This is a genomic window from Mesorhizobium sp. M0244, assembly GCF_040321795.1.
GTDB lineage: Bacteria > Pseudomonadota > Alphaproteobacteria > Rhizobiales > Rhizobiaceae > Mesorhizobium.
The window spans coordinates 26,233-44,739 of the sequence record NZ_JAMYSE010000029.1 but is presented as its reverse complement, the minus strand read 5'-3'; the positions used below and the strand labels follow the sequence as shown (position 1 = coordinate 44,739).

Here is an 18,507-nt window from a genome sequence, read left to right as displayed (position 1 = left end):
GACGCGGAGTTTGAGGGAAATCAAATGGGCAAACCGGCAAAGATCGACCCGGAAACTTTCTTCTACGAGGGAAATCAAATGGGCACACCGGAAAGAATCGACCCGGTAACCTTCTCCGTCGTCTGGGGAGGACTGCTTACCATCGCTGCTGAGATGGGCGTCACGCTGAGCCGTACGGCCTACTCCGTTGCGGTTCGGGAGGGCACGGACTTCTCGACGGCTGTCTTCGATCCCGACGGCAACCTTATCGCACAGGGCGATTACAGCCCTGGCCACCTGGGCTCCATGGCCTTCGCGGTTCGCAGAATGCTTGCAAACTTTCCTGTTGAGTCGCTTCGCGAAGGTGACGCGATCATCTGCAACGATCCGGCGATCGGGTCTGGGCATCTGCCGGACATCTACATGGTTTCTCCCGCCTTCCTGGACGACCAGCTTCTGGGGTATGCCGTGAACATCGCGCACCAGATCGACATCGGTGGGGCGGCCAGCGGATCGCAAAGCGTTGCGGGGCTGTTCGACAACTACCAGGAAGGGTTGCGCATCATGCCGACCCGCCTTTACACGGCGGGCGAGCCAAATGCCGACATCTTCAGGATGATCGAAGCAAACGTCCGGGTCTCCGATGTGCTCGGCGACATCCGCGCGCAATACGCCTCGAACATGGGTGCGTCGCGGCGGTTGCGTGAACTCGGTCAACGCTACGGGGCGCCGACGCTGCGTGGTTGCATGTCCGAAATCCTGTCGCGCAGCAAGGAAGCGATGGGCAATGCATTGCGCGAACTCAAACCAGGGACCTACTCCTACGAAGATTGCATGGACGATGTCGGGCCGGGCACGGACCCGGTTGTTTTCAAGGTGACGGTAACGGTCTCCGGAGACAGCATCAACGTCGACTGGACCGGGAGCGGCCCACAGCGCGACGCCGGCATGAACAGCTATCTCACTTACACGACCGCTTACTCCATTGCGGCGGTCAAGAGCGTGACCCTGCCGAACCTGCCGCAAAATCAGGGGATCATCGGCGCTATCACGGTCACGGCTCCGGAAGGCTGTTTTCTCAATCCGCGCCGGCCGGCACCCTGCGGCGGCCGTGCCGTGAACTCGCCGCGCATCTATGAGGTGGTGATGGCAGCCCTTTCGCAGGCGGTTCCTGGCCGAAGCCTGGCGGCTGGCTCGCATATGTTCAACCCGATCCTTGGTGGTCTCGATCCGAAGACGGGCCAGCCTTTCGTCTGCTGGGAGCTGACCATGGGTGGTGTCGGTGCGCGGTCGAACAAGGATGGCCTCGAGGCCACCTCCTTTCCCGCGAACGCAAGCAACGTGCCCATCGAGGTGCAGGAGAGCCGCAGGCCGGTGTTGTTCGAACATTTCGGCCTGATCCCCGACTCGGCTGGCGCCGGCACGTTCCGTGGCGGCTTCGGTGTGCGGCGCGATTTGCAGCTGACAGTCGGCAATGTGAAGATGTTCAACCTCGGCGATCGCGTGAAATTCGCGCCCTTTGGCCTGTTCGGAGGCCATAGCGGAACGAAAGGCGTCACGCTGCTCAATGCCGGCCAAAGCGGCGAGCGCGAGCTCAATTCGAAAGGCACCTATACGCTGGACGAAGGGGACGTGCTCAGCTGGAGAACATCCGGTGCCGGCGGGTATGGCGATCCTCATGCCCGCGATCCCGAACGTGTCGTTTTCGACGTCGAGGAAGGTCTGGTGAGTCCCGCTGCCGCTCGTAACATTTACGGCGTTGTCGTTGATCCCGTTACCTTCGAGCATGATCCTGTGGCAACCGCAGCTCTCCGGAAGACTGGCAAGGGGAGCGGCGCGTGAGCGCAGCATCCCAACCAGTCTGCTTGGCCTAGTGCAATAGCGCGAGACCAGCTGATGCTGACCGGGGTACCCGATGGGTGCGTCAGGTCGCAGCTGTTTTGGCCACGATAAGAGACAAGCAGCCCCCGAAACCGAAGCACCCTGCCTCGTGAAGAGGGTGATGAAAGTTGCCGGCGGCTACCCAGGAAGGAGTCTCAAGATGCGCGAGAATACCGTGAGATCGAAGTTGTCCGGTGGCGGCATGGTCGTCAATGGCTGGCTGCAGATACCTTCGAGCTTCTCTGCAGAGATCATGGCGCATCAGGGCTTCGATTCTCTGGTCATCGACATGCAGCATGGCCTCATCGACTACCAGATCGCTGTCACGATGCTTCAAGCAATCTCGACGACGACCACAATTCCGCTGGTCCGCGTGCCTTGGAACGAGCCGGCATCGATCATGAAAATGCTGGATGCCGGGGCCTATGGGATCATCTGTCCAATGATCAATTCGCGCCAGGAAGCAGAGCAACTCGTGCGCTCTTGCAAGTATGCCCCGAAAGGCAATCGCAGCTTCGGTCCGATAAGGGCCTCCCTGTATGCCGGTTCAGACTACGCCCAGCACGCCAACGATACGGTCATCGTGATGCCGATGATCGAAACGAAGGAGGCGCTGGAGAATATTGACGAAATCCTGGGCACGCCCGGCGTTGATGGAGCCTACGTTGGCCCGGCGGATCTGTCGCTTACATTGGGATGCACCCCCCAGGTCGATCAGACCGAGGAGCCGGTCGTCAAGGCGCTCGAAACCATCCTGGCGGCGTGCAAGCGGCACAAGGTGATCCCAGGTCTTCATAACGCGAGCAGCAGTTACGCACTGAAGATGGCGGCCAAGGGCTGGCAATTCGTGACCCTCGCGAGCGACAGCAGATACCTTGCTGCGCGCGCCTCGGAAGAACTAAGCGCGATGGAAAGTGAAAATAGACCCCTTCTTTTGAAGAGCTATTAGAAATGCTGGACAGCCCTAAAATTAAGAATCGAAGTTCAGAAGGATCCCATTCAATGAATGGGGCCGAGAGCTTGGTGCATACTCTGCTGGATGGCGGAGTGGATGTATGCTTTACGAATCCTGGTACCTCCGAGATGCATTTCGTTTCGGCGCTTGATCGCATCGACGGGATGCGCTGCGTCCTGGGGCTGTTTGAGGGCGTCGTAACAGGAGCAGCTGACGGCTACGCCCGCATGACCGGAAAACCGGCTGCGACATTGCTGCATCTCGGGCCGGGGCTCGCGAATGGGAATGCAAACCTGCACAATGCCGGGCGTGCGCGGACACCTGTCGTCAATATCGTCGGGGATCATACGAGCTACCATCGCCAGCACGACGCACCTCTCACTTCCGACGTCGAGGGAACCGCTCGGCCATTCTCCAAATGGGTGCGCACGTCGCGCGATGCGAATGCAGTGTCGCGAGATGGCGCCGATGCCATCGTTGCCGCCCGAAGCCCGACGGCTGGTGTGGCGACGCTGATCCTTCCCGCAGATACTGCCTGGGGCGAGGCTGTCGGACCGACTGAAGTGCCGCCGCCGCCCGCGCGTGCGATCGTCGATGACAAGGTAATCACGCTCGCAGCCGAAGCGCTGCGCGGTCCTGGACCGAAGCTGCTGTTTCTGGGTAACGCCGCACTGCTTGGGGACGGGCTGAAATATGCGGCCCGTATCGCTGAGGCAACTGGTGCGCACCTTCTCGCGGAAACCTTCAATCCGAGATTCGAGCGCGGGGCGGGACGGCTGGCTGTCGAACGTCTCCAGTATTCAATTAGTCACGCTCTCGACACACTGGGGGAACTGAGCACCATCGTGCTGGCGGGTGCGAAAGTGCCGGTAGCGTTTTTCGCCCATCCTGGAAAGCCGAGTGTGTTGCTGCCGCAAAGCTGCGAAGTTGCGACGCTTGCGACTCCGGACGAAGACATCGTTCAGGCGCTGGCGGCCCTCGCGGATCTCATCGGCGCCCGCACCGATAGAAAAGTCGAAGCCCTTGAACCCCCGGCTTTACCCCACGGAGCAATCACACTACCCGGCTTGGCGGCTGTAATCGGTGCGCTTATTCCAGACCAGGGCATCGTCGTCGATGAATCGGTGACCTCCGGCCGCGGGCTGTTCCCGGCAACAAGAAATTCCCGACCGCATGACTGGCTTCAGAACGTCGGCGGCTCTATCGGCTTTGGCATGCCAGCGGCCACCGGGGCGGCAATTGCGTGTCCTGATCGCAAGGTGCTTTGTCTCGAGGCGGATGGTTGCGGGATGTTCACCCTTCAGTCGCTCTGGTCGCAAGCGCGCGAGGGCCTCGACATTACCACCGTGATTTTCGCCAATCGCGAATACGCGATCCTCAAGCAGGAACTTGCGAATGTCGGTGTGCCAAGTCCGGGACCGAAAGCCCTGGACTTGCTCAACATCGGGCGTCCGGACCTCGATTGGGTTGGCCTTGCTCGTTCCATGGGCGTGGAGGCAGGTCGGGCGACGACACTTGAAGAGTTGGCCGACCAACTCGGTCGCGGACTGGCAACGCCCGGGCCTTACCTCGTGGAATTGGTCATGTGAGCGCCAACGGTCGGTTCAGCGATCGGGACAATTTGGGCGACGAAATCAGCGTGAGGTAGAGCACCAAATGCATATTCTCATAATCGGCGCGGCCGGCATGATCGGTCGCAAACTCACCGAGCGGCTCCTGAATGACGGCGGGCTGAACGGCAAGCCGATCGGCAAGATGACCCTCATCGATATCGTGGCTCCTCCGGCACCTGTCGGATTTGGCGGCAGCGTCGAAGCCGTCGCAGCGGACATTTCGGCGCCGGGCGAGAGCGACAGGGCCATCCGCGAGCGTCCCGATATTATCTTCCATCTCGCAGCCGTCGTGTCCGGCGAGGCGGAAGCCGATTTCGAAAAGGGCTATCGGATCAATCTCGGCGGCACACACAATCTGCTGGAATCGATACGCAAGGCTGATCGCGACTATCATCCAAAGCTGATCTTCGCTTCGTCCGGCGCGGTCTTCGGCGCTCCATTCGGCGCTACCATTGCGGATGATTTCCACCTGACGCCGCGGACATCCTACGGGACGCAGAAGGCGATCTGCGAACTGCTGCTCGCGGACTATACACGCAGGGGCTTTGTCGACGCTGTCGGCATCCGGCTGCCGACCATCTGCGTGCGGCCAGGCAAGCCAAATGCCGCAGCCTCCGGCTTTTTTTCCGGCATCATTCGTGAGCCTCTGGCCGGGCAGGAAGCGATCCTGCCCGTGCCCGAGACCGTCACGCACACTCATGCATCGCCGCGCTCGGCAGTGGGCTTCCTGATTCATGCCGCCAGCCTTAACCGCGAGCAACTCGGCTCGAACGTCAGTCTTACCGTGCCCGGCATCAACTGCACCGTCGGCGAGCAGATCGCGGCGCTCAAGCGGATTGCCGGCGCGAGGGTCGCTGCACGCATCCGGTACGAACCCGACGAACGCATCCAACGCATCGTCGGCGTCAAGCCGCGCGTCGAGGCCAAGCGAGCGCGGGAACTGGGCTTCACCGTGGAGAACCACTTCGACGAGATCATCCTCGCCCACATCGAGGACGAACTCGGCGGAAAATTCGAAGGTTGAATGGTTTCCTCGTCCCTCTGAACGGGGATCGGGAAACAAAACGGACTGACACAGGAATCCGGAAATGGCCGACAACAACAAGAGCAGACCTCATGCCAACGGTGCCACGGCGAGGCCAGGCGAAAGCGTTGCATCCGCAGTGCAGAGTGCCGAACGAAAGAAGGCCAACCTGCGTTCCAAGCTCTGGTTCGACAATCCCGACAACCCCGGCATGACGGCGCTCTATCTGGAGCGCTATTTGAACTTCGGCCTCACGCGGGAGGAATTGCAGTCGGGCAAGCCGATCATCGGCATCGCGCAGACCGGATCCGATCTGTCGCCGTGCAATCGTCATCATCTCGAACTCGCCAAGCGTGTCCGCGACGGCATTACGGCCGCGGGTGGGCTGTGCCTCGAATTTCCGGTTCACCCGATCCAGGAAACGGGCAAGCGCCCGACAGCGTCGCTGGACCGAAACCTCGCCTATCTCGGCCTCGTCGAAGTGCTCTACGGCTATCCGCTGGATGGCGTTGTGCTGACCACGGGATGCGACAAGACCACTCCGGCCTGCATCATGGCGGCAGCCACCGTGAATATTCCCGCCATCGTCCTTTCCGGCGGACCGATGCTGAACGGCTGGTGGAAAGGCGAGCGCACCGGCTCCGGCACCATCATCTGGAAAAGCCGCGAGCGGTTCGCTGCAGGCGAGATCGGCTATGACGAGTTCATGGATATCGTTGCCTCATCCGCTCCCTCGGTGGGCCACTGCAACACGATGGGCACTGCCACCACCATGAACTCACTTGCCGAGGCGCTCGGCATGAGCCTCCCGGGTTGCGCTGCAATTCCCGCACCCTATCGCGAGCGCGGGCAGATCGCCTACGAGACGGGGAGGCGGGCGGTCGAGATGGTGTGGGCGGACCTGAAGCCCAGCGACATCCTGTCTCGGAAGGCGTTCGAAAACGCCATCGTTGTCAACTCCGCTATCGGCGGATCAACCAATGCACCCATCCACATCAATGCCATCGCCCGCCATATCGGCGTCGAGCTGAGCATCGAGGACTGGGAAAAGGTCGGCCGCAAGGTACCGTTGATCGTGAATGTGAAGCCAGCGGGGGAATATCTCAGCGAAGAATACCATCGCGCCGGTGGGGTTCCTGCTGTGGTCAACGAACTGATGAAGGGAAAGCTGGTTCACGAGGACGCGCTGACCGTCAACGGGCGCACGATAGGCGAGAATTGCGCGAACGCCAGCGTCCTGGATCACAGGGTGATTTTCCCGGTGACCAAGCCGATGCGCAAGGAAGCCGGCTTCGCAGTGCTGAAGGGCAATTTGTTCGAAAATGCGGTGATGAAGACGAGCGGAATTTCGGACGAATTTCGGTCACGTTATCTCTCGAACTCGAAGGACCCCGAAGCGTTCGAAGGCCGCGCCATCGTCTTCGAGGGTCCGGAAGACTACCACCACCGTATCGACGATCCAGAGCTGAAGATCGACGAAAACTGCATCTTGTTCATGCGGGGAACGGGACCGATCGGCTATCCGGGTGCGGCGGAGGTGGTGAACATGCAGCCGCCGGCGCTACTCATAAAAAAGGGCATACTGTCGCTGCCTTGCATCGGCGATGGCCGCCAGTCGGGTACTTCGGGCTCGCCCTCCATCCTCAATGCCTCTCCGGAAGCGGCCGCGGGTGGCGGGCTCGCCCTGCTTGAGACGAACGACCGGGTACGCATCGACCTCAAGCAGGGGACGGCGAACATCTTGATCTCGGATGAAGAGTTCGCACTGAGGCGCTCCAAGCTCGTTGAGTCCGGTGGCTTCAAGATTGCTGCAAGCCAGACGCCATGGCAGGAGATCCAGCGCGAGATGGTGGATCAGCTCGGCAGCGGCATGATTTTGAAGCCGGCGGTCAAGTACCAGAGGGTTGCCCAGTCCGGGAACGTGCCGCGCAACAATCACTGAATTGGAGAGGTCAATTGTTCGTTCGCATCGTACATCATTGGTGCAAACCAGAGCACATCGAAAACGGTCGCAGGCACATAGATGGCGTAGGGACGGCGGCAGCGTGTGCGCCTGGATTCCTGTTTCGCTTCCGGATGGAAAATCCGGAGGAGCCGTTGTTGCTCACCACATTCACCGCTTGGGCTGACCGCGGCGCCTTCGGCTCATTTCAGAATTCACAATTGCCGTCGAGCCCTTCAGCTTCCGCCGATTTCTTCGAGCGGACCCAGGACCAGGTATTCGACGTCGCCGCCACCGCCGGGCGTGTCCCGACGGCGATGGAGATTCGGGAACACGAAGCCACTGGAACGACGGCGAGGCGTTAGCTGCAAGGACGCCTGGTCAACAAGAACACACACCGGAGGACGAGATCAACAGAGCACGCGGGTGGTGGGGGCATGCACCGTTGCCAATGCATTTCAGGACTTGGGGGCCACGAAATGGCTAAGTCTGTGGACTTTGCAAATGGAATTCACAGGGATGAGTTTGAAAGCTTCATTGCAAAGGAAGTCGAACGCGTGCTGGCTCAGTACAATGAGGTCATAAAAACGCATGGTTTGATTTCGGCTGGCAACGTTGCCATCCACAATGACCTCGCCGGCCTGGCCTCGGAATTTGTTCACGTGCTCGCAGTTGAGGCTGCGCGTCGTTTCGGAACCAGTGTCGATAGCGATCAGGGGCCTCTCCCGGGGCACAAATCGAGAGCGCGCGCGAGACCCATGTTGTCGAAGCGCGCGATGGCTTTAGCGATCTCGGATCTGCGGGTATCGAAAACTGGGCGGGCCGGGTGGTCGGATCGACCTATCTGGAAAAACCCTCCGCATACCGCGATCGACATTGCATTGGTAGCAACGTCGCAACGACGTTGTTGCACTGCGAAAGGGCTCCCGGAAGCATGTCTTCCCGATGGCTCAATTCGTCGATGGCAGACCTGTTCCAGGAATACGGGACGTGCTTTCCTTGATCACCTGTCCCAGGGTGGCATGGCTTTGGTTGATCCGCCCTTCGCCCCTTCTCGATGGTCGCGTTCCCGTCGAAATGCTCAGGCAGGACTTGGTCGCGGATGTCATTTCAGCTGCACGAGGCTTCTCCACGCGCTGAAGCTGACCTGCCGAAAGTGCACTATTGCCGACAATTTGTTCGGCCGCGGAGCTGACTGCGATGTCAGTATTGATCGGCTCGCCATATGCCCTTCGATATTTTGTCGTAGCAGGCTATGGAATGGCAACTGGGCTGTCTAGGGCGGCGGCACCTACAACATCAATGAGAAGACGGATTTCAACGTCCAGCTGTCCTATGATGAGGGCAAGACCTTCGGGCTGGCGGCAAATGTCGCCTACACTGTTGTTCCGGGCCTCAAGGTTACGGCCGAGGTCGATTACCGCAACTTCGACATAGGCAACGACGCGATCGGAGGGATTCGTTCCTTCTGACAGATTGTACTCGGAGCCCGCGGCATATGCTGCGGGCACCGGATTCCTCACCCCGTTCTGCTCCTCGGCCTCAGCCGGCCGCCGGCCGCGACACCGATGCGTTGTCGTTGAGCAGTTTTCGTGCAATCGCCAGCGCCTCGTCCCGATTATTGGCCATCAACATCGGGTAACCCCAGAACTTCTCAAACATCATGGAAAAGGGCTTCATCGCAAGCCGCTTCGCGATGCTCGGCTCGATCATCACCATCGCCTTGACGAGTTTTAGCTCGCGCCGGTGCTTCTTCATCCAGAGCGATGTGCGTTTCTTTTCTTCTTGAGTGTGCTCGTGAGCAGGCGAATGGTCGCTCGGCTCGCTCATCAGAATGAAGGTTTCACCGCGACGCAACAGTTCTTCGAAGACAGTGAACACCGCGTCGGCGTCGGACGGACCCGTAGCAGCTACATTGCGCATCCACACCAGTGGAAATTCGGATGTGTCCAAGACCATGACGCAACTCCAATAGAAAAGACGAGCTCGATGGAAAATTGTGGCTCGAGCCCAGGCCATTTGCTGGACAGAGTAGATACCGAGGGCTGCGGCGTCATTGCGCAAGTTAGCCACAATATGTATCAATCCGGCCACGTTCGCGTACCCGAAAGAGGCTTTGCATGCATCTCGACGTCGGCATCGATTTGGCTGCGCATGTCGATACTGTTCCCCGTGATCTCATCGCGGTCAGCTTTGCCGGCAACATGGAGAGATGGGAGCGATCCCGACGGCATAGCCATCAGAAGGCACAACTGCTCTACACGGTCCGCGGGATCATCAATTGCGAAGTCGACGACGGCATCTGGATTGTGCCACCGCGGTGCGCGGTATGGATTCCCGGGGGGTTGCCGCATACCGCCTTCGGCGTGGGCGATATCGAGTGCTTCTGCATCTTTGTCGAGCCCAGGGCGACCGCGAACCTTCCGCTTGAATGCTGCACGATCGCCGTATCGAGTCTTCTGCGACAATTGCTGGTCCGGGTAGTGGACCTCCCGGAACTCTATGAGGTTGAGGGTCATGACGGCCGCCTCGTCTCCGTCGCCCTCGACGAGCTCGCAGCTGCACCGATCGAGAATCTCCGACTTCCGATCCCCGAGGATCCGCGACTGAAGAAGCTCGCGGAGCTATTGCTGGCTAACCCAGCGGATCGCGCGACGCTTGGCGTATGGGCCGCGCGCGTCGCGCTTAGTGAACGTAGCCTCAGCCGCCTGTTGATGGAGGAGATCGGCATGAGTTTTGGCCGCTGGCGTCGGCAACTGCATGTGATCCTTGCCCTCCAGCGCCTGACGGCCGGCGAGAGCGTGCAAACTGTTGCTCACGATCTGGGCTACGAAAGCGCGAGCAGCTTTGTCGTGATGTTTCGTAAGGTGCTCGGCAAGCCTCCGGGTCGCTACCTGCTCGAGCAGCAGAAGCAGGTCTGAACCAGTCTGCGAGTAGCCATAGGGTTTCAACCTCGTGGCACGTAGGGATGACCATAATTTTAGATCAATGCCGGGCGCTTCGACCGGTGATCCTGAACTGTTTGGCGGGATTGAAACATCTGCTGGCCGTATGGCGCAGTGACGCCAAAGCCCATTTGGGTCTACCATCTCCCGCAAGTTTGACGCGAGCCGATGGGTTTGGCGATTTCCGCGCTGCTCTCCGATGCATCACAGATTGGGGCAGCGTATTTCTTCTCCTGTCCGTTGCGGCTCCGGCGTGGACTGAAACTCCGAAATGCCTCGGCGCAATGGAAGGATGAACAGTGATAATTAACCTATCGGGAAAGAAGGCCGTGGTCAGCGCATCGACCGCCGGTATCGGTTTGGCGATAGCGAAGGGGTTGGCGGCGAGTGAAGCCGAAGTTGTTCTCAACGGCAGAACCCGGGAGAGCGTTGACCGGGCGCTGAATGATATCCGACGGAGCTACGCGAATGCGAAGGTGACGGGCTTTGCTGGAGATCTAGCAATACCGCAGACGTGCGAGAAAATGCTGGCCGAACATCCAAACTGCGATATCCTTGTGAACTGCCTTGGCATCTACGCTCTTCAAGATTTCTTCGACATCGACGACACGGAATGGGAGCGCTTCTTCCAGTCGAATGTCATGTCCGGCGTGCGGTTGGCGCGTGGGTATTTGCCGAGAATGGTGGCAAAGGGTTGGGGAAGAGTGGTCTTCATCTCGTCCGAGTCGGCCTTGAACATTCCGCCGGAAATGATCCACTACGGCTTCACCAAAACCGCGCAGCTAGCCATTTCGCGCGGCCTTGCCAAACGGATGGCCGGCACTGGCGTGACCGTCAATTCCGTCCTGCCGGGACCTACCTTGTCGGACGGGGTCGCATCGATGCTCAAGGAGACAGCATCCGCGCAAGGCAAATCCCTTGAGGAGGTCGCAACCGAGTTTGTGTGGCAGCATCGTCCGAGCTCCGTGATCCAGCGCGCAGCGACCGTCGAGGAAGTCGCAAACATGGTCGTGTATGTTTGTCCGACGCAGGCATCTGCGACAACAGGCGCGGCGCTTCGTGTCGACGGCGGCGTCGTCGATACCATTTGATCATCTCGCGACGGCTTGGCGGTCTTACTGTACGGGCCTCCGAGCTCATCGCACGCCCAATGGGCGAAGATGGAACCGCATTGTCTGGGTAAGCCGGTAGACCCCGGACGAAGTGGAGGCGACAACCGGCGCTTCATTGAGGCGGTTCTATGGATCGCGCGCGCGGGAAGCCCGTGGCGTGACCTGCCGGCCTTTTTCTCTCGATGAATCTCAACAGGCCTTAGAAGACGATGCGAACAACCGGGCCTGTTCCCGGACAGAAACGCGTGCGTGGTGGGAATATCATACGTTTTCCGAGACATGCAGATCGAAAGGTAGCACTACCGGGACAGATGCCTCCTGACGAGATTGAGTTGCCGCTAGCGCCATCGCGGCAACGACCGTCTGCGACAGGTTTTGTATCGGATGAGAGATTACCAGCTTGAGCACGCCATCGATTAATCCCGTTCGCGTCTCTGCCGTCAGGTCGTGACCGACGGTGATGATGCGCTGGAAATCCGGCTGTTCCCGCAAAGCCTGCATGACGCCGCGAATGCCACCGCCAGCGACGTAGAGGCCGACGAGATCAGGGTTCCTCGCAAACAGCTCGCGAGTGATTTCTGCCGAGTAGCGCGAATCCTCAAGGCTGGCGAGTGGCTCGATCAACGAGAAATCTGATGCGTGCTCGCGGAAATACGAGCGAAAGCCCATCTCGTTCTGCTCCTGGCAGCGATAGCGATGGCTGCCGACCAGGATGCCGACCTTGCCGGGCTTGTTGCACAATCCCGAAATAGCCCAAGCGGCAGTCCTGCCGACCTTGAAATTGTCGAGGCCGACATAGCCAAGCCGGTTTTGCGCGGACAGTTCCGAGATCAGGGCAAAGACCGGGACACCGCGTTCAGCGAAGCCGTCGACCGCCCGTGAGACATGCGGATGGTCGGCGGTAACCACCGCGAGCGCATCGACGCTTTTGGCCAACTGGTTCATCTGCTCGGCGATCGCGGCAGGATCAAGGTTGTCGACAAAGACGACGCGCGGCGTTCCCTGGATGAGTGGGTTGGCTCTGGTCTCCTCAGCCAACGCGTGGCCGAGATCCTGATAAAACAGCCGCCAAGGCTGCTGTAGCAGGAAGCCGAGGGTCTTGGCAGGGCGCTCCGGCCCGATTCGTTTGCGGATCAGGCCGGCTGCATGAAAGCCAATCTCTTCGGCAGCACTAAGTACGCGCTCGGCCTTGTCACGGCGCACAGGATCGCGGCCGTTGAGCACGCGATCGACGGTCGAGATGCTGACCCCGGCCTGCCGTGCCAGATCGGCAATGGTTGGACGCCGCGTAGAGAATTTGCCAGAATCTTTCAAATCGCAAGCCAGTGAATTTGAAGCATTTGAAAGAAAGTATTTCAGATAGCTGATATTGCAAGCGGCAATCGTGTATGCTCCTGGCATCAGATCCGATCGAAGCCTTTGACATAGGCGCATCCTCGAACGGCCAGCGAGAGGTAGCCCGGTAACCGCCACGATCCGGCCGGCAATCCGGGATCGGAACCGGCAATGCTGTCGCCAAGGACATTAGGCTGGCCAAGATGATGATCGAGAGGGACATAGCGCCCGACGTGAACCTGCTCACGGACCCAAATTTTGGTTTGAAGACCCTCCTCAAATGGCTGATCGATTGCACGTGGCTCCGCGAGCCCAAGAAAGGACGATATGGCAGACAAGAACTTCATCCTGACGCTCACTTGCGAGGACAGGCCTGGCATCGTGGCGGAGGTCACCCGCGAGCTGGCGTTGATCGGTGCGAACATCGCCGAGTCCGCCCAGTTCTGGGATCGTCAGACCAATCGTTTCTTCCTGAGAATAGCGTTCACGGTGACTGACCGCGTCGGCAACGAGGACATCAAGCGTGTGTTGCGCCCGGCCTCGGATCGCTTCGCCATGACTATGTCGATATCTGATATCGACAGGCGTCCTAAGGTGATCCTTATGGTATCGAAATTCGACCACGCAATGCTGCACCTGCTCTACCAGATCCGGGTCGGTTGGCTCGACGCCGAGGTCGTTGGGATAGTCTCAAATCATGAAAATGCGCGTCGTACAGCGGAGATCGAAAACATCCCGTTTCATCTGTGGAAAGTGACCAAGGAGAACAAACCGGACCAAGAGGCAAAACTGCTCCAGCTGACAAATGAGACCGGTGCAGAGTTGGTGGTATTGGCTCGATACATGCAGGTCTTTTCAAATGAGCTTTCAGGCCGCCTCTTTGGCAGGGCGATCAACATTCACCACTCATTCTTACCCAGCTTTAAAGGTGCCAGACCCTACCACCAAGCGCATGACCGCGGCGTGAAATTGATCGGCGCGACCGCCCACTATGTGACCCCGGATCTCGACGAAGGACCGATCATCGAGCAGGAAACCGAGCGGGTCACGCACTCTATGACGGCCGACGACTTTGTGGCGGCAGGTCGTGACATCGAGTCGCGCGTGCTCGCCCGCGCCGTGAAGATGCATCTGGAGCGCCGCGTAATGCTGAGCGGGCACAAGACCGTCGTATTTGCCTAGTGCGCGACGTGCCGAAATCGCGGTCCGAGCCGCTGGTCATAGCGAACGGAAACCAACCCGACCACCAAATGCGATAGACGTGGATTGGAACCGATGACGCCTTTCGAACATCTGCCTGCCCGGTCAGCGCTGCCGCCTGATAGGTCATCTGATTTCGTGGCTATAAGAATCGGTATTGCCCGAGGGATGTCAAACTCCCTGGCAAACTTCATGATCTGGCGCGGCTGGCATTTGAGAATCCTGACCTGCTGGCGTTTAGGAATGGCCGAAAACTTGCGTCGGCCGCAGGCATGAGCGCTTCGGCAGTGTCGCGCCTTGCCAAAGCCTTCGGATTTGCGCGTACGGCCGACCTGCGCACTGTGTTTGTCGCGCATATCATTTCGCGCCGAGGGCAGGCAAGCTGACACAAAATTCGTGGCCCTCGTTGGAAATGGAATGGATGATAATGGTGTAAGCAACGGTTTTTGCGTAATCATATATCTGACAGACCGGCTGCGTAATGCAGCTCAAGCTTTCCGGCCCCTAGAGAAAGGGACCCATCGATTGATTCAGTCTTTGGCCAAGCCAAGGGGATCAGGTCCGGCTTGACCTGGCTTCCCCGCAGCGCCGCTCCATAGAGTCTGCGACTTTTGGAATGGAGGAGACTTGGCTCTAGGCTAGTCGAGCTCAGATCACCGGAGGGTTTCATCTCCAACCCGACCTTTTTCGATATCGCCAGCCGGGCCGGCGTCGGCACCGCTACAGTTGAACGCGTGCTGAACGGCAGGGGAGGGGTTCGGCCCGAAACAGTCGAAAAGGTGGTCGCCGCGGCGCGAGCTCTCGACTACCAGCGCCGGCTGCCCGAAGCCCACCGCGGCATCTTGCGCATTGAGGTGCTGCTGGTCCGACCTGAGACCACCTTCTTTGCCCGTCTGTCGGCAGCATTCGAACGGATTGCGGCATCGCTCGACAAATCCATCATGGTTCAGCGGACGTTTTTGCCGGAAGACCGGCCCGAGGCTATCGCGCAGCGGATCCTCGAGCCCGGTATTCGGCGATCTGGTCTCATCCTGGCGGTCCCGGACCATCCGTCCATTGGCGAAGCGCTGGCGCAGGTCGAATCGCGCGGAATGCCTGCAGTGCAGATTGTCACGCGCATAGCGGGCTCCAGGGCAGAGTATATCGGCATCGATAATTATGCTGCGGGACGCATGGCGGCGCATCTTCTGAGCCACATGCAGAGACGCGGCGGCACTGTCGTGGGTGTCTGCCACAGCCACATTTACCAGGTTCATCGCGACCGTATTCGCGGCTTCTCCGATTATCTTGGAGAACACCCGCGGGGAGATTTTCTGTTCGCTGAAGTGCTGTTCGGTGGCGATGAAGACACGCGCAGCGCGATGATGCTCCGGGAAACCTTGCAGCAGCGTCCGGATCTTGTCGGCCTTTACAATGCGGGCGGCGCCAATGGCGCTCTCAACGACGTGTTGCGCCGCCATGCCCGTGATCGCGACATCTTTTTTGTCGGGCACGAGCTCACCGAAAAGAGCTCTCAAGCCCTTCGCGACGGAACTATGGACGTGGTGTTTGACCAGGCGCCGGAGGCACAGGCTCGGCGCTCTATCGACCTTGTTCTGTCCAGGCTTGGGATTCACGACCTTCCGATCGAGAACCCGCCGATTCGATTCATAACCTTCACCGCCGAGAACATTTGATCTGATCTGATCAAAGAACTGACGGCCTTCCTTTCGGAGCGATGTTACTCTGAATGAACAAGGGCATTTAGTTCTGGCCGTGGGAAGGATATGGCCGAGATTGTAAACAGGGATGCCCGGTGACAGAGGTGATTTCCTACCTGCGAGGCCCCGCCATGGACGATCTCAAATACGGCACGCGCAACAAGAGGGGCGACTGGGCTCCGAGCGAACCGGCAGGCACCGCGCCGCTGTTCGCCTTTCCGCCGCGTCCGCTGGCGCTGCTGAAATGGCTGCCGCACTATTTCCTGCCCTACAATCTGCTGTTCGCGCTCTCGGCGGTCGCGTGGTGGCACTACGTGCTGCCCGACGTCGAGGTCATGAAGACGCTGAGCGTCGGATGGATCCTCAGGCTCTTCCTCGTCAACTGCGCGGCGCTGCTTGTCTTCTTCGGCGTCTTCGAGCTCCGGCTCTACATTTTGAGAGCCCAGGGCAATCGCTTCAAATACAACGGCAAATGGCCCTCGGAGCAGAAGAGCAAGGCTTTCTTCTTCGAGAACCAGAACCTCGACAACATGCTGCGTACCTTCGGCACCGGCATGCCGATCTGGACGGCGATCGAGGTCGCGATCCTCTACGCCTATGCCAATGGCTACGTGCCGTGGCTGACAGTCGCCGAGCACCCCGTCTACCTGTTTTGCCTGGCGCTGGTGGTGCCAATCATCCACGAGACGCATTTCTTCCTGCTGCACCGGGCAATCCACTGGCCGCCGCTCTACAAATGGGTGCATTCGGTGCACCACAATTCGGTGAACCCGTCGCCGTGGTCGTCACTGTCGATGCATCCGGTCGAGCAGCTCGGCTATCTCGGCGTTGCACTCTGGCACCTGGTCATCCCGTCCAACCCCATCCTTGCGCTCTACCAGCTCCACTACGCCGGCTTCGGCGCCATTCCCGGTCATGTCGGCTTCGACAAGGTCGAACTCGGCGAGGACACCAGCATCGATAGCCACGCCTACATCCATTACCTCCATCACAAATATTTCGAGGTGAACTACGGCGACGGCCTCATCCCGTTCGACCGATGGTTGGGCACTTTCCACGACGGCAGCAAGGAAGGCGAGGCCCGCATGCAGGCCCGCTACGAGAAGATGAAGGCGCGCGCAAACGCAGCCGCCACAGGGAAGGGCTGAGTCGCCTCTGGTGGTTAAACCGCTCCCGTATCGTATAGGGCTCCAGGAAGGCCAAAGATCTTCGTTGGAGGATGGACTGCAGCCTCGATGATCGAGCAGGAGGGCGCACGCCGCTTCGACCAATGCCGAAGCTTCCGGCGCCTTCGACTGCCGTGTCGGTGAGGCTCGCCCCCTGGACTAACCAGAAAACGTCGAAGACAGTGACGTCTCGTCGGAGTGGCCCACTAAATTGCCTTGGCAACGGCAATTCGCCGGTTTTGATCAAATCTAATCAAGATCTAAGTTGCCGCTGCCCGGCCGCCCGTTCATCATTGCGCGGGTAATGCCCATAGCGCGCCACAGAGGAGATGCACGGAAATGCATCGGCGACGCGCCCGAAGCGACCTGGAGGAGACTCGCAGTCAATCCGCGGCGTGCGCGGAGGATATTGATACCCCTCCTGATTCAACGCCGGTCCAGGGAGGCTTGGGGCGGTGACCGTCGGCTCCATTAGCGTCGGCACAACCCAACAGGGGAGGAAGTTCAATATGTCATTTAATAAGCAAGCGCGCCGGCCTGGCGCTTTCAAGCCTCGCACGGCAGCCGTAACCGCTCTGTCGGCGGCATTCATCGCAATCGCATTGCCGGCCGCTGCCAGCGAGTATCGCTTCAATTACGTTATGCATTCCAACACCGGGCAGCCGTTCTGGGGCGCGGTCAATCGCGGCATGCAGGACGCCTGCAAGCAGCTGAACGTCGACTGCCAGATGCTCTTCCTCGACAAGGACGGCGACATCGCCCAAGAAAAAACCAACCTCGACGCCTCAATCGCCCAGCACGTCGACGGCATTGTCACGACCATCATCAACGACGACGTCATGGACGAGTCGGTCGCTGATGCGATCAAGCAGGGCATTCCGGTTATCGCCGCCAACGTCGACGACAGCAAACACGGCGCAGGCAATGCGCGGCTCTCGTTCATCGGCCAGGACCTCGAACAGGCCGGCTACGACCTCGCCGCCGAGATGGCGAAGTCCTTTCCGGATGACGATGTCCAAGTCGTGGTAAACGGCGTCGATCTAGCCCAAGCCTGGGCCGCCCAGCGTACTCATGGTATTGAGCGCTTTCTCCAGGACTACAAGAAGATCCATAAGGGCAATGTGACTTGGGAAGTGATCGAGGCGACCTACGACACGCCGACCGAGCAGAGCCGAATTTCGGCATATGCTCAGTCCAATCCGAACCTTACGGCGGTCATCGATGTTGCCAATGCCTTCCCGGCGGCTCTGGCCATGCAGGACCTTGGTTACGCGGCAGGAAAGGTGAAAGTAGGTGGCTTCGACCTGGTTCCGCCGGTCATGGACGCCATCAAGTCCGGTTATCAGCAGGTGGCCGTTGACCAGCAGCCCTATCTGCAGGGCTATCTGCCGATCGTCCAGCTTTTCATGATGAAAAAATACAATCTCGGTCCGTGGGATGTGAACACAGGCAAAGCGATGGTGACCAAGGACAATATCGACGCCATTGAGGCCCTCTCCAAGGAAGGCATCCGGTGAACACCGCGCCGGGCGTCCCCGGACGCAGGAAAGACGCTGGCGGCCAGGCCGCCAGCATTCTTCATGCATCGCAGCTTTCATCGGGTTTGAAGCCCACTTCTCGGAAGTCGCTTTGGTCAAAGGCGATCTCAAAGCCCG

The 18,507-nt window shown here is 59.5% G+C and carries 17 protein-coding genes and 1 pseudogene; 15 read left to right on the top strand and 3 right to left on the bottom strand.

What is annotated here, in order from left to right:
* Window positions 1-24 precede the first annotated feature (24 nt).
* The 8 genes and pseudogenes from NKJ08_RS18645 to NKJ08_RS18615 all read left to right on the top strand — a co-directional run.
* The gene (locus NKJ08_RS18645) at window positions 25-1,821 is read left to right on the top strand and encodes a hydantoinase B/oxoprolinase family protein (protein WP_352782589.1); all 1,797 of its coding nucleotides are present in this window, start codon (window positions 25-27) and stop codon (window positions 1,819-1,821) included.
* A gap of 199 nt (window positions 1,822-2,020) precedes the next feature.
* Complete coding sequence (locus NKJ08_RS18640) at window positions 2,021-2,809, top strand: HpcH/HpaI aldolase family protein (RefSeq protein WP_352782587.1); 789 nt, start codon at window positions 2,021-2,023, stop codon at window positions 2,807-2,809.
* Between the two features lie 53 nt (window positions 2,810-2,862).
* Window positions 2,863-4,404, top strand: coding sequence for an acetolactate synthase large subunit (locus NKJ08_RS18635; RefSeq protein ID WP_352527232.1), 1,542 nt, complete (start codon window positions 2,863-2,865; stop codon window positions 4,402-4,404).
* 67 nt (window positions 4,405-4,471) lie between these two features.
* Window positions 4,472-5,452 carry a D-erythronate dehydrogenase gene (denD, locus tag NKJ08_RS18630; RefSeq protein ID WP_352782585.1) on the top strand — a complete coding sequence of 327 codons (981 nt, stop codon included), beginning with the start codon at window positions 4,472-4,474 and terminating at the stop codon, window positions 5,450-5,452.
* 64 nt (window positions 5,453-5,516) lie between these two features.
* On the top strand, window positions 5,517-7,394 hold the full coding sequence (locus NKJ08_RS18625) for an IlvD/Edd family dehydratase (protein WP_352527234.1): 1,878 nt from the start codon (window positions 5,517-5,519) through the stop codon (window positions 7,392-7,394).
* A 14-nt stretch (window positions 7,395-7,408) separates the two neighbouring features.
* Window positions 7,409-7,759, top strand: coding sequence for a hypothetical protein (locus NKJ08_RS18620; RefSeq protein WP_352527235.1), 351 nt, complete (start codon window positions 7,409-7,411; stop codon window positions 7,757-7,759).
* A gap of 547 nt (window positions 7,760-8,306) precedes the next feature.
* Window positions 8,307-8,534 (top strand): antitoxin Xre/MbcA/ParS-like domain-containing protein, encoded by a 228-nt coding sequence (locus NKJ08_RS39035; RefSeq protein WP_502896110.1) that lies wholly within the window; start codon window positions 8,307-8,309, stop codon window positions 8,532-8,534.
* Between the two features lie 116 nt (window positions 8,535-8,650).
* Window positions 8,651-8,866: pseudogene (locus tag NKJ08_RS18615) on the top strand (porin); the annotation flags it as partial.
* A gap of 70 nt (window positions 8,867-8,936) precedes the next feature.
* Here the strand turns inward: NKJ08_RS18615 and NKJ08_RS18610 are convergent.
* A complete protein-coding gene (locus NKJ08_RS18610; protein WP_352527303.1) occupies window positions 8,937-9,353 on the bottom strand; it encodes a hypothetical protein in 417 nt (138 codons plus the stop codon).
* Window positions 9,354-9,514: 161 nt separating this feature from the next.
* On the opposite strand from NKJ08_RS18610, the gene NKJ08_RS18605 reads away from it, so the two are divergent.
* The 3 genes from NKJ08_RS18605 (at window position 9,515) to NKJ08_RS18595 (ending at window position 11,637) form a co-directional block, all read left to right on the top strand.
* A complete protein-coding gene (locus NKJ08_RS18605) occupies window positions 9,515-10,315 on the top strand; it encodes an AraC family transcriptional regulator (RefSeq protein ID WP_352782583.1) in 801 nt (266 codons plus the stop codon).
* A gap of 323 nt (window positions 10,316-10,638) precedes the next feature.
* Window positions 10,639-11,430, top strand: a complete 792-nt coding sequence (locus NKJ08_RS18600) for an SDR family NAD(P)-dependent oxidoreductase (RefSeq protein WP_352782581.1) — start codon at window positions 10,639-10,641, stop codon at window positions 11,428-11,430.
* A gap of 15 nt (window positions 11,431-11,445) precedes the next feature.
* Window positions 11,446-11,637 carry a transposase gene (locus NKJ08_RS18595; protein WP_502896108.1) on the top strand — a complete coding sequence of 64 codons (192 nt, stop codon included), beginning with the start codon at window positions 11,446-11,448 and terminating at the stop codon, window positions 11,635-11,637.
* 75 nt (window positions 11,638-11,712) lie between these two features.
* Here NKJ08_RS18595 and NKJ08_RS18590 read toward each other — a convergent pair whose 3' ends face one another.
* Together NKJ08_RS18590 and NKJ08_RS18585 are read right to left on the bottom strand one after the other, a co-directional pair.
* Window positions 11,713-12,765 carry a LacI family DNA-binding transcriptional regulator gene (locus NKJ08_RS18590; RefSeq protein ID WP_352782579.1) on the bottom strand — a complete coding sequence of 351 codons (1,053 nt, stop codon included), beginning with the start codon at window positions 12,763-12,765 and terminating at the stop codon, window positions 11,713-11,715.
* A gap of 86 nt (window positions 12,766-12,851) precedes the next feature.
* Window positions 12,852-13,124, bottom strand: coding sequence for a hypothetical protein (locus tag NKJ08_RS18585; RefSeq protein WP_352527239.1), 273 nt, complete (start codon window positions 13,122-13,124; stop codon window positions 12,852-12,854).
* On the opposite strand from NKJ08_RS18585, the gene purU reads away from it, so the two are divergent.
* The 4 genes from purU (at window position 13,114) to NKJ08_RS18565 (ending at window position 18,369) form a co-directional block, all read left to right on the top strand.
* Window positions 13,114-13,968 (top strand): formyltetrahydrofolate deformylase, encoded by an 855-nt coding sequence (gene purU, locus NKJ08_RS18580; protein ID WP_352527240.1) that lies wholly within the window; start codon window positions 13,114-13,116, stop codon window positions 13,966-13,968. The genes NKJ08_RS18585 and purU overlap by 11 nt on opposite strands.
* Before the next feature lie 686 nt (window positions 13,969-14,654).
* Window positions 14,655-15,662, top strand: a complete 1,008-nt coding sequence (locus NKJ08_RS18575) for a LacI family DNA-binding transcriptional regulator (protein WP_352527304.1) — start codon at window positions 14,655-14,657, stop codon at window positions 15,660-15,662.
* A 155-nt stretch (window positions 15,663-15,817) separates the two neighbouring features.
* A complete protein-coding gene (locus NKJ08_RS18570) occupies window positions 15,818-16,834 on the top strand; it encodes a sterol desaturase family protein (RefSeq protein WP_352778880.1) in 1,017 nt (338 codons plus the stop codon).
* A gap of 473 nt (window positions 16,835-17,307) precedes the next feature.
* Complete coding sequence (locus NKJ08_RS18565; RefSeq protein ID WP_352527241.1) at window positions 17,308-18,369, top strand: substrate-binding domain-containing protein; 1,062 nt, start codon at window positions 17,308-17,310, stop codon at window positions 18,367-18,369.
* Window positions 18,370-18,507: the final 138 nt, after the last annotated feature.